At 39.1% G+C, this 11,575-nt stretch carries 10 protein-coding genes; 5 read left to right on the top strand and 5 right to left on the bottom strand.

Features of this window, described 5'->3' with window-relative positions:
• Position 1: 1 nt before the first annotated feature.
• From MBUR_RS04930 to MBUR_RS12930, 3 genes are all read right to left on the bottom strand, one after another.
• Positions 2-1,048, bottom strand: a complete 1,047-nt coding sequence (locus MBUR_RS04930) for a uroporphyrinogen decarboxylase family protein (RefSeq protein ID WP_011499049.1) — start codon at positions 1,046-1,048, stop codon at positions 2-4.
• Complete coding sequence (locus MBUR_RS04925) at positions 1,045-1,689, bottom strand: cobalamin B12-binding domain-containing protein (RefSeq protein WP_011499048.1); 645 nt, start codon at positions 1,687-1,689, stop codon at positions 1,045-1,047. Before MBUR_RS04925 ends, MBUR_RS04930 begins: the two co-directional genes overlap by 4 nt.
• 133 nt (positions 1,690-1,822) lie before the next feature.
• The gene (locus tag MBUR_RS12930; RefSeq protein ID WP_011499047.1) at positions 1,823-4,120 is read right to left on the bottom strand and encodes a PAS domain-containing sensor histidine kinase; all 2,298 of its coding nucleotides are present in this window, start codon (positions 4,118-4,120) and stop codon (positions 1,823-1,825) included.
• A 442-nt stretch (positions 4,121-4,562) separates the two neighbouring features.
• Here MBUR_RS12930 and larA point away from each other — a divergent pair, with 442 nt between their 5' ends.
• The 5 genes from larA to MBUR_RS04895 all read left to right on the top strand — a co-directional run bounded on the left by larA (position 4,563) and on the right by MBUR_RS04895 (position 10,560).
• The gene (larA, locus tag MBUR_RS04915) at positions 4,563-5,813 is read left to right on the top strand and encodes a nickel-dependent lactate racemase (protein ID WP_011499046.1); all 1,251 of its coding nucleotides are present in this window, start codon (positions 4,563-4,565) and stop codon (positions 5,811-5,813) included.
• Positions 5,814-5,825: 12 nt separating this feature from the next.
• Positions 5,826-7,250 (top strand): FAD-binding oxidoreductase, encoded by a 1,425-nt coding sequence (locus tag MBUR_RS04910; protein WP_011499045.1) that lies wholly within the window; start codon positions 5,826-5,828, stop codon positions 7,248-7,250.
• Positions 7,251-8,348, top strand: a complete 1,098-nt coding sequence (locus MBUR_RS04905) for a (Fe-S)-binding protein (RefSeq protein ID WP_011499044.1) — start codon at positions 7,251-7,253, stop codon at positions 8,346-8,348. It begins immediately after the preceding gene.
• Positions 8,349-8,610: 262 nt separating this feature from the next.
• A complete protein-coding gene (locus MBUR_RS04900) occupies positions 8,611-9,312 on the top strand; it encodes a PAS domain S-box protein (protein WP_011499043.1) in 702 nt (233 codons plus the stop codon).
• A gap of 57 nt (positions 9,313-9,369) precedes the next feature.
• On the top strand, positions 9,370-10,560 hold the full coding sequence (locus MBUR_RS04895) for a PAS domain-containing sensor histidine kinase (RefSeq protein WP_011499042.1): 1,191 nt from the start codon (positions 9,370-9,372) through the stop codon (positions 10,558-10,560).
• Positions 10,561-10,562: 2 nt separating this feature from the next.
• On the opposite strand, the gene MBUR_RS04890 is transcribed toward MBUR_RS04895, so the two are convergent.
• Complete coding sequence (locus MBUR_RS04890) at positions 10,563-10,970, bottom strand: fasciclin domain-containing protein (RefSeq protein WP_011499041.1); 408 nt, start codon at positions 10,968-10,970, stop codon at positions 10,563-10,565.
• Positions 10,971-11,037: 67 nt separating this feature from the next.
• On the bottom strand, positions 11,038-11,574 hold the full coding sequence (locus MBUR_RS04885; protein WP_011499040.1) for a KH domain-containing protein: 537 nt from the start codon (positions 11,572-11,574) through the stop codon (positions 11,038-11,040).
• Position 11,575 lies beyond the last annotated feature (1 nt).

The raw sequence follows: 11,575 nt of genomic DNA, 5'->3' as shown, positions 1-11,575 counted from the left end.
TTCACCTGTCAATTGGATAATTTCCATACTTTCGGACTGCATTAGAAATGGCTATGAGGACTTCATCTGGTACCTGATATGGAATCTCACCATGATTATCTGAAAGGATGAAACCTCCTCCTTTTGCAGCCTTATCTATAGCTTCCTTTACTTTATTTTCTGCTGTTTCAGCAGTCCAGTTTCTCATCTCAATACCATTTAGATTTCCAAGTACAGACATCCTGCCTTTACATGCTGCTTTGACTTCTGCAAGGTCTTCCATTGCACTGGTACAGACAACTGCAGCTCCTGCATCTGCAATATCATCTATTATCGGTAAAGCGGTTCCTGATGCAAGGTGAACTGCAGTTGGGCCATTAAGGTTGGAAATTACATTCTTTTCGATCTTGTACCCAGTTTCCTTGTATAATTCTTTTGGAACTAATAAGGGAGACGAAATTGGGTCAAAATAACAAATTATTGTGGCACCTGCTTCTATTTGTGCATTTGACCATTCGATACAAAAATCAGTATTTACTTCCATGAGTTTATCGAATAACTCGCGATTTTCGTACATGATATCGAAATATTTGCTAAAACCAAGCTGCATAGGTGGTGCAGAAAATGGTGATATCACAACACCTATTATCGGTACATCTTCTCCTGCATGTTCTTTCAACATTTCTGTTGTTTTCAGGACTTTAAGAAGCTGAGGACTATCCCACACACTGGGAGCTTCAAGGCTTTCTATGTCTTCTATGTTCTTGATGAACGGTGCTCCTGCGTTTGCGGGTCCATCTTCATAGAAGATAGTACTTCCACCCCAGGCTTCAATCTCAAGTGATGCATAGCAGAAGGGAGTGTAACAATCATGACCATACTTTTCCCTCAATCTTAGCTGGCCTTCAACCACATTCTCAGAAGTAGAGAAATATTCCTTGATAGACATCCCCAGTTCTTTCGCACCATGCATGTTCGGGAAAAGGAAATAAGGTACCCTGTCAGGCTCTTCCTGCCCAAGCGTTGTCAGTACGCGTTCCATAGACGTCATTTCTTCTTTGATCATCATAATTCCCCCATAAGTTCCTGAGCTATATGCAGACCTTCCACAGCAGTCTTAGCCATTGCAGTAGCATTGACCTCTTTCCATAATCCATCATCAAAAAGGAAAGGTGCACCACCTACTATGACCTTTGTATTGGTTTTTTCTAGTTCTATAAACTCAGTTACTTCTTTTATTGTGAGTGCTTGGTTCAGCATAAGGGTGGAAATGAAAAGAACTTCGATATTATCTGACTTTATTTTTTCTTTGATATTTTCGATAGATATACTACCATAATCAGTGAGGTTAAAGCCTGTTGAATTAATGAGACTTCTCAATATCTGTTTCCCAAGCATGTGCTGGTCTTCAAGGGTAGTAATTCCGATTTTTGGTTTTGAATTTCTTTGTGGATTATCAAGTGGCAATATTTCATTAATAATTTCTTCTGTAATCTTACTTGCCATATATTCCTGTGAGAGTGCAATGTCTCCATTTTCCCATTTATGTCCGATACTTTCAAGTGCAGGTGAGATTATGTAATCTATAATATTAAAAATATCTACTTGCGCATCAAGTAATTCTTTTTGAACAATATTTTCTGCTGTAATTTTATCAATCTTAAGTAAGGCATTTTCAAAATCAGATGCTATTTTTATATTGATTCCCATATTTATACCTTTGAATTATACCAATGATACAACATTATGTAATTAATATATTTTGTTAGATCGGAACTGTATTTATGTGCATCGATTCAATTTTTAGTCATTTAGTATGAAAAAGTCATTGATCGAATAAGGATCATACCCTTTTATTAATGGAAGTACCTATTTCCATTGGACACATTGGAAGTGTGAATGTAAACGTACTGCCCTTACCCAACTCACTATCAACCCAAATGTCACCACCTTGAAGTTTCACATATTCCTTTACAAGCATGAGTCCTAATCCAACACCATCATATTGACGAGTTGTTGAACTATCTACCTGTAGAAAAGGTCTAAAGATAATACCGATATCACTATGTGCTATACCAATTCCCGTATCAGTAACTGATATTTGTACATAGTCGTCTTTCTGTATGGCATGGATGGATACATGGCCACCAGATGGTGTGAACTTTATAGCATTTTCAATTAGGTTGTACAGAATCTCTCTGGTCTTGGTTTTATCAGCAACAATTTCATTCAACTCAGGATCAATATGTAAGTCTAACAGTATTTTTTTTTTTAATGCAATACTATTCAGCAGATCTTTAGTTTCTATAATCATTTCTATTACCTTGAAACAATCACATTTTAGATCTAACTTTGAGATTCTAATATTACACATATCGATAATTCTGTTTACAATTGTTAAAAGCTTAGATCCATTTTGTTTGATATTCAAAGCATACTTTTTCTGTTTTTCATTAAGTTCGCCCGCTACCCCACTAACCAAAATGTCTGAAAAACCAATTATGGGATTCAGTGGGGTTCTTAGTTCATGGCTTACATTAGCAAGAAACTCCGTTTTGGTCCTGTTCGCTTCTTCAGCTGTAAGCCTGGCATAGATCAATGCTGCTTTTGCTTGTTTCCAATCGGAAATATCCCTTAAAATAGCCATCGTTGCCAGAAGACCCTGATAATTAATAATGGAAACACTGAGATCTACAGGAATCGTTCTATCATCATTTGCTTCAATCTCGATTTCATAATGACTTGGAATATCTTCTCCATTTAATCTTTTTTGATAGCGATCCTTGACTATCTCGATATATTTAGGTGAAACAAAATCAATAAAAGGATTTTCAATTAATTCTTCATGAGAATATTCTGACATCTCTATCATCTTACGATTTGCATATTTAATCAAACCATCTTGAATAATGATAATACCATCATTTCCATTTTCCACAAGGCTAGAATATTTTTTCTCACTTTCATATATCCGATCTTCAATATTTTTTAGATGTGTGATGTCAACTGCTGAAGCAGATAGGTATTGAGGGTTTCTACCTTCATCCTTCATAACTACAGCACTCATTAGCATTGGAAATGTAGTGCCATTTTTGTGAGTATGCCAAATTTCAATGTTTGTATAGCTACCATTTTCCATCAGCTCTTCATTAACCCGATGTACTTCTTCGAGCTGTCCATCGCTGTGGAATATTGAAAGGTTTTTTCCAATTAATTCATCTGGAGAGTAACCATGAAGATAAGCAAAATAATCGTTAATATAAGTCACATTACCATGAAGATCTGTTGTAGCACTCCCATAATTAGCTCTGTCTGATATCGATTTAAATTTCCTGAGATTTATTTCATATTGCCTTTTTTCAGTTACATCTTCACCGATACAGCTTATACTTAAAATCTTGTCATTTTGATCCTTATTGACCACATTATTCCAGGCGATAATCTTTTTTTCACAATTTTTTGTTAGAATCTCATTTTCATAGTATGTGGGATATGAATTGTTTTTGATTGTAGTCCGAAACATATCATTAATTTCAGATTTAATGTCATGGGAAACAAATAGCTCAAACCAATTCTTATGAATTATCTCTTCTTTTTTCCATCCAGTTATGTTCAGGAAGTATTCATTACAAAAGATCAAGTTTCCAATCGTATCCAGTGTAATACTTATAAGTCTTATATTTTCCAGAACATTACGAAATTGTTGTTCAGAATTCTTTAATTTAATTTGTACTTCTTTACGGTCAGTAATGTTTATGTGTTGTAATAGAACATCGGTTGGGTACACTTTCGAAAGAGGTGTGGCTTTCAGTAAAAACCAGCGTTTTTCATCAGGACTATGGCATGGATATTCGATTTTATAAATGTCTTTATTCCCGTTTATGACATCGATTATACCTTTTGCTTCAATAGAAGCTCCAGTTGCATGTTCACCATTTGCTTCATCACATATCTTTAAGTAATTCGTTCCTTCACTGCATTTGGATGGGTCTAAACCATTGTCCTTTGCAAACGATTCCCAATTTTTATTTGTATAAGTTATGAAACCATCAGGGTTTATAATTACTATGTTGTCTTCCCAAAGATTAAACATCGATGAATTACAAATATTTATTATAAAATCACCTTCATTTATAAACATAAATAATATAAACTATAACTGTATAATAATTTCAGAATATACTTATAATCTATAATATAATATGATCATAATATTATATATAGAGTCACCTAAATATTTTATGCTATCAATGAATGCCTCTGTAGAAATCCTATCAAAATCCACATCCTTAGACTGAAATTGAGATTTGAATCCAATATCGTACAGCCCATTCAATAATATTTTCAAATTTAATTATTGTCCGAATATTGAGGATTTCTACAGAGCCGGGAAATCAAATATTAAATTACCCACTCAATATTGAGGGGATACATCTTTTTTAAATTAGGTTTTGTAGAAATTCTTTGCCTAAAAATTCGATATCCAATTGTTCTTCATTTCCCTAGTATTTTTATACTAAATTCACTTACAATGGTTCATATATGACACAAAGTTCTGAAATATTATAAAAGGAGCAACAATAATGAATGTAAAGATCCCCTATGGAAATGATTTTGTTGATATCGATGTGACCATTCCTCATGAGGTCTTATCCCCCAACGAACCGGAAGTAGGGGATGAGTTAAGCATAATTTTAGAAGCTCTTTCAAACCCTGTTGAAAAGGAACCCTTCGTAGAATTTGCGAACAATGCCGATAAAATCCTCGTTATAGTAAATGATGCTACACGACCTACGCCTACTGCTCGGGTTCTTGAGGAAGTGCAGGATACCTTACGTTCCCATCCCGATGTAAAGTTCATAGTCGCCACAGGTGCACACAGGGGACCCACAGAAGATGAGTTCAGATTCATTTTCGGAAACCTGTATGATGAGTTCAAAGATTCTATCTATGTCCACGATGCAAGAAAAGATGAGGATATGGAATATCTTGGCGTCTCCTCTAATGGCACAGAGATATACCTCAATAAAATGGTAAGGGAAGCCGGTAACATCCTTGTTATCGGTAGTGTCGAACCGCATTATTTTGCAGGTTATACCGGAGGCAGAAAAGCCTTTCTTCCCGGAGTGGCTGGCTTTAAGACGATCGAGATGAACCACAAGCATGCTCTTTCAAATAAGGCCCAGTCCCTCGCTCTTGAAGGTAATCCTGTGGCAGAGGATATGACCGATGCCATGGCAGTTCTTAGTGACCTCAATATATTTTCCATACAGACAATACTGACTGCGGACCATGGACTTTATGCCATGGCAGCAGGTGACCTTTTCAAGTCATTTGATGCAGCTGTGGAAAAGGCAAATGAGGTGTTCTGCACCAGTGCCACTAAAAAAGGTAATATCGTACTGACTGCTGCTCCGTATCCAATGGATATCGATCTTTACCAGTCGCAGAAAGCTCTTGAGAATGGAAGGCTTGCTCTTGAGGAGGGTGGCATTATCATCATGGTATCCAAATGCCGCGATGGGGTGGGAGAGGACACTTTCCTGAACCTGCTAAGTTCATCTGCTACATGTGAGGATGTCATGGAAAAGACCTCACAATGCTATAAGCTTGGTTTCCACAAGGCTGCAAGGATGGCACAGATAGGTACAATGGCGAAGATGTGGGCGGTTTCTGACCTTGATGACGAAATACTGCTCCGGGCAAAACTTGAGCCTCAGGAGAGTGTCCAGAAGGCTTTTGATAAAGCGGTGGCTGTTATAAAAGCAGACAAAAAAGAACCTTATGCGATCATTCTTCCTCAGGGAAGTCTTACTATTCCACTTATTGAATGAACTGGAGTTACAATGGACCAACATATCATCGACAGACTGCGAGAGATTGTGGGAGATGAGAATGTCCGCACGACCACAGCGGAACTATATGCATATTCCACAGATGCCGGAATACACCGAAGTATGCCGGATGCTGTTCTCAGACCAAAGATCACTGAAGAGGTGGCGGCAGTAGTGAAACTTGCAAATGAGCTGCTCTTTCCTGTGGTGCCAAGGGGTGCGGGGACCGCTCTTTGCGGACACTGTGTGCCTGTTGCAGGCGGAGTTGTCATGGACCTTCAAAGGATGAATGTTATCAAGGAACTTCATATTGAGGATCTTTATGTGGTTGTTGAGCCAGGAGTTATTCATAAGGACTTGAATGCTAAACTTAAGGAATATGGTTTTTTTATACCGGGTCCATCAAGTGGTAACGTTGCAAACATTGGTGGTATGGTAGCCACGAACGCTTCCGGTGGCAATGCTGTGAAGTATGGCGCTACACGGGACTATGTTCTTGGAATGGAAGTTGTTCTTCCTACAGGGGAAATTGCACGGTTCGGGTCAAGGACATTGAAGAACTCTGCCGGATACCAGCTCGAAAAGCTGATGTGCGGTATGGAGGGTACACTTGGTGTTATTACAGAGGTCAATCTCAGGATCACTCCTCTTCCAGAAGCTACTGCTGTTGCAGTGGCTGTGTTTGAGACACTGGAAGATGCGGGTCGGTGCGTTTCTAATATCATTGCTTATCCTGTCATTCCTTCCGGGCTGGAGCTGATGTCCCGTGTTTGCATTGAAGCGGTGAACAAGGCTGTATGTCTTGGGCTTCCTGATGAAGAAGCAATACTGTTGATAGAGGTCGATGGCAGTTCCCATGATGTGAAGGGGCAGATCGAGAAAGTGACGGATGTCTGTAAGAGATCCGGTTCCCTTTCTGTTGATTTTACTTTCGATGCTGAGAGGAAAGAGGAATTATGGAAAGGCAGGAAAGCGATGATACCTGCTTTGTCAAAGTATCATGATGACCTTGTGACAGTTATGCTTGCTGATGATATGGCCGTGCCCATGAGCAAAGTGCCGGAAGCTGTGAAAGCTTTTCAGGCAATTTCTGATAAATATGATATTATTATTGCAAGTTATGGCCATTCCGGGGATGGTAATCTGCACACGAAGGTTCTGATGGACCCGACAAGGCAGTCTCATTGGGATCAGGCAGAAAAGGCAGTCTCGGAGATATATGAGAAGGTCATGGACCTTGGTGGTACGATAACCGGTGAGCATGGTGTTGGGATGACGAAGGCCCCGTTCTTCCTTAAGGAAAGAGAATCAAGCCTTGGGGTGATGAAAGTGATCAAGAAAGGGCTTGATCCGAACAATATTATGAACCCATACAAAATAATGGACTGGGAAGAGAATTTCATTGCGCGGCTGCGATATCATGTGGAGAATGAGTGAATGCGAACTGATAATCTGGACAAGTGGAAAAAGGAATTGATCAATTGCACTCAGTGCGGATTTTGTAAAGATGTATGTCCGATATTTGCTGATGTCGAGTGGGATTCTTCGGTGGCAAGGGGTAAGATGGCACTTTGCTATGGTCTGTATTCAGGCGATATCGAGCCGGATGAGTCTGTTGTTGAGAGGCTGTACCAGTGTACTACCTGTGCAGATTGCACTCGCAGGTGTCCTTCTTCAACAGATGTTGTGGGGGTTGTGGAGGCTATAAGGAAGGACCTTGTGGCTTCAGATATTATGAGTCCTACTCATCGCAAGATCTCAGAATCTATTGCAATGCTGGGTAATCCTTTCGGGGAAGAGAAGAGCCGGATCGAGATATTTGGTGAAAGGCCACATAATGCCAAGATCGCTTATTTTACTGGCTGCAGTGCAGCCTATAGGAATAAGGAGATTGCAGAGGCAGGTATCTCTATATTAAAAAAACTTGGTGTGGATTATACGCTGCTTGATGAGGTATGCTGTGGCAGCGTTCTTGGAAGGCTTGGTTTTTCTGATGACAATATAAAGCGACAGGCGGAGGTCAATGTTAAAGCGATAGAAGCGACTTGTGCAGAAATAGTTCTGTTCTCCTGTGCAGGGTGTTTGAGGATGTTCAGGAAAGAGTACCCGCAATTTATGGAGTTGCCGTTCAAGGCCCTGCATTTCATCGAATGGTTGAGTGAGCAGGAGTTGCCCCTTAAGCCTTACGGGAAAACGGTAACATATCATGACCCCTGCCATATTGGCCGACATCTTGGTATCTATGATGCACCTCGGGATGTTATCAATAATATTCCTGATATTGAATTTGTGGAGATGGCTGATAGCAGGGAATCTGCACGCTGTTGTGGCGGCGGCGGCGGTGTGAGGGCACAGTTCCCGGAAATTTCCGGAAATATAGCTTCTAAGCGTGTGGATCAGGCTGAGTTTGCCGATGTGTTGTTAACAACATGTCCGTTTTGTGTCAATAATCTCGCTCTTGGGATTGATGAAGAGTCTGATCTGGTGGTGAAGGACCTTCTTGAATTGGTAGATGAACTTCTTGAAGATATATGATCTTGGTTGATGGCGGCAAACTTCTTCGGAGGTCTTGTCATCAATATTAATTATTTACAATAAATTCTAAATAATTTTTATAAAATTTGAATAAACATCTTTTTTGATTGCTTATTTATTTGGATGTGACTCGGATATAACCAAAAGGTTGACATGTGCTTAGGTATTATTGACGCTGTGGTAAGTACGATATGGACTCTAATACAAATTTAATGACTGGTTTACATCTGGTCGTGACCTAAAACAAAAATGTGGATTATGAATGTTTTCTGAAAGGGAAGTAAAGCAGAAATCAGATGTGGTGTTCGATCGTATTGATCGTGATTCTGATCGTGCGGAGCGATGGCTTTCTGATGGGTATGTTGGAATGGATGTTTATCCGCAGATATTCAATGAAATGGTTTGTGCATACGCTTTACATGAGATAATTTGTAATGATGATGGAGTTCCAATTAATTATTGTTTTCTTAATGTGAATCCGGCTTTTGAGAGAATTGTAGGTCTGAAGAAAGACGATGTTATCGGAAAATGTGTTCTGGATATTTTTCCTCATATGGATGTCTCATGGGTTGAAAAATATGGCAAGGTGGCATTGACTGGGGAAAGTGCTTACTTTGATGATTATTCGCTCATGGGTGATCGTTTTTATGAAGTTAATGCCTTCTCCTCTTCTATTGGCGTGTTTGCGATGACATTTTTTGATATCACTGAACGTAGGTGTGTTTGTGATGTTCTGGAAATGCAGACGCATGATCTGAACAAACATGTATGTGATCTTGAATGTTTGCTTAATGTTTCAAGTATTGTTGATGATCTTCCTTCTCTGAATGAGGGATTTCAGAAAGTAGTTGACAGCGTTTTTTCTGATCTGAAGGATCGATCAGTTACAGGCTGTTGTCTAATTTATGAAGGCAATATATTTCAGTCCGAATGTTTCGTTGATTCGATTTGGGGATGTAGTTAGGATATAATTGTTGATAATGTTGTACATGGGAATTTCGAAGTCCGGTATGCTGAAGACATGTCTGATGGGGATGGCGATCGTTTCCGGGATAATGAGGGTTTTGTAGGTTCGGTTACTCATTATCTGAGTAAATTCGTTGAAATGAAGCTTGTTGAGAATGATCTGAATATATTCAAGTCTATATCCTATAAGGCAAATTATGGGATATCTGTACTTGATATGGATGGAAATATCATTTATGCGAATGAAGCATTTTCTCAACTTCATGGCTATTCTGCTGATGAGCTTCTTAATATTAATTTTTTGATGTTCTATCATGAAGGGCAAGTTCCGCACTTGAAACGTCTTCTTGATAAACTTTTAAGTTCTGATGGCTGTGAGAATGAAGATGTGTGGCACATGAGGAAGGATGGAAGTATCTTCCCGGCGATCCTTGAATGTAATCTCATCCTCGATGGCGATAATGAGCCTTCTTATATCTTTGTTGCACTGCGGGATTTAACTGTTACTAAAAAAGCGGAGGATGCTTTAAAGCGTGCAATGTCGATAGCTGATGCAGCAAATTGTTCTAAGAGCGAGTTCCTTGCCAATGTAAGTCATGAACTTCGAACTCCATTGAATTCCATTGTTGGCTTTTCAGAAATATTGTTGGATGGGCGGTGTGGGGGTCTGAATGATGTTCAGAGGAGATATGTTCAGAATGTTTCAAATAATGGAAATCATCTTTCAGAGATCATAAATGAGATCCTTGAAATTTCAAAGATCGAAGCAGGAAAGGCAGAAGTAAATTTGGAAGATTTTTGTATCTTACCTTCTGTTATGGAGGTAAAAGAGTCTCTGATGCATTCGATTTCATTAAAAAATATTTCTTTTGTTTGTGATGTTAATCCCGAACTACATCCGATAAGGTTAGATAAAACAAAGTTCAAACATATATTGCATCATCTTTTAATAAATGCTGTCAAGTTTACTTCCGATCATGGATCGGTTGGTATTCATGCAAGTGCTATTAGCGATATGATGCATATTGTGATATTTGATGATGGTATTGGAATCCCCAGGGAACAGTTACCGCATCTTTATGATAAGTTCTATCAGGTCGATGGTTCTACCAAACGAAAGTACGGCGGTACAGGTCTTGGACTTGCACTTACTAAAAAGCTGGTAATCCTCAATAGCGGTCAGATGTGGGTAGAAAGCGAGGTAAATGTAGGTACAAAGGTCCACATGATGTTGCCTTTGGCATGAGTTTATGGTATGAGGATCTCTTCAATGGCATGTATGATACCATTGGAACATTCGATATCTTTCTTTTTTATTTCGATACCGTTGATCAATAACTTTTCATTATTTGATATGTCGAGTGTTTTTCCATTGAGTGCAGTGATAATCTGGATATCTTTAAGATCATATGTGAAATACTTCCCTTCGATGATGTGATAATTTACAATGTCCATCAGGTAACCTTGGTCATCAAAAGCTTCATCTATCACACTATCTGGAATTGGTTCAAATGCTTTTTCTATAGGTGCAAAAATTGTGTATGGGCCTTCTTTGCTGAATTTATTAGTTAGGCCAAGCTTTTTTGCGGCACTTACAAGCGTTGTGAAATCCCCGATTTCAATTGCCTTTTCAATGATGTTCTTTTGTTCAGTCATGGATACCTCCCCCGTATTCCAAGAAAGATAATATGGATGATCACCATTGGTATCATCCGCTTAGTTTTTAGTATGAGTCAAGCTGTGAACGCATAAGGTCTTGTTTCTTCTTCTCGAGGAAACTGTATACTGCACCATGGGTTGCGCCACCGATGAGCATATCCATAGCAGTCCTTACAATGAGTATCTGGTCTGGATGACCTATTGCACTTACTGTCTTTCCATAAACGGACATTTTAACCCCTATGAGACTTTCTATTATTTCTCTTGTCTTTCCACCTTTTCCAATTATTCTGCCTTTGAGGCGTAGTAATTCCTTTGGAGTGGATGCGGTCTGGGAAAGATCAATTATTTCAAGCATTATAAGGTCGTCATCAAAGAATATGTATGTTTTTTCGGGGTTGAATCCTCTGCCTATTGCCTGAATGACATCAGCTGCTCTCATTGCACCTACAGGGTCATCTCCTGCTATTACTTCTACTGTGCCGTTTTCACTGTCGATGTCAAGTGTTGCAGTGGTTCTTTCTTCGATTATCTTTTTGACGCTGCCCTGTGGGCCAATTATTGCGCCGATTCTGTCCTGGGGTACTTTGATATGGCTCATA

The organism is Methanococcoides burtonii DSM 6242 (assembly GCF_000013725.1).
In the GTDB taxonomy this organism is placed as follows: Archaea; Halobacteriota; Methanosarcinia; order Methanosarcinales; family Methanosarcinaceae; genus Methanococcoides; species Methanococcoides burtonii.
Note: the sequence above shows the minus strand (reverse complement) of the source record. Positions and strands in the feature narration are given on the sequence as shown.

Coding starts and splice junctions, on each gene's coding strand:
- larA (WP_011499046.1), top strand. CDS start 4,563: ATGAATGTAAAGATCCCCTATGGAAATGATTTTGTTGATATCGATGTG.
- MBUR_RS04925 (WP_011499048.1), bottom strand. CDS start 1,689: ATGGGAATCAATATAAAAATAGCATCTGATTTTGAAAATGCCTTACTT.
- MBUR_RS04900 (WP_011499043.1), top strand. CDS start 8,611: ATGTTTTCTGAAAGGGAAGTAAAGCAGAAATCAGATGTGGTGTTCGAT.
- MBUR_RS04890 (WP_011499041.1), bottom strand. CDS start 10,970: ATGACTGAACAAAAGAACATCATTGAAAAGGCAATTGAAATCGGGGAT.
- MBUR_RS12930 (WP_011499047.1), bottom strand. CDS start 4,120: ATGTTTATAAATGAAGGTGATTTTATAATAAATATTTGTAATTCATCG.
- MBUR_RS04885 (WP_011499040.1), bottom strand. CDS start 11,574: ATGAGCCATATCAAAGTACCCCAGGACAGAATCGGCGCAATAATTGGC.
- MBUR_RS04930 (WP_011499049.1), bottom strand. CDS start 1,048: ATGATGATCAAAGAAGAAATGACGTCTATGGAACGCGTACTGACAACG.
- MBUR_RS04905 (WP_011499044.1), top strand. CDS start 7,251: ATGCGAACTGATAATCTGGACAAGTGGAAAAAGGAATTGATCAATTGC.
- MBUR_RS04910 (WP_011499045.1), top strand. CDS start 5,826: ATGGACCAACATATCATCGACAGACTGCGAGAGATTGTGGGAGATGAG.
- MBUR_RS04895 (WP_011499042.1), top strand. CDS start 9,370: ATGTCTGATGGGGATGGCGATCGTTTCCGGGATAATGAGGGTTTTGTA.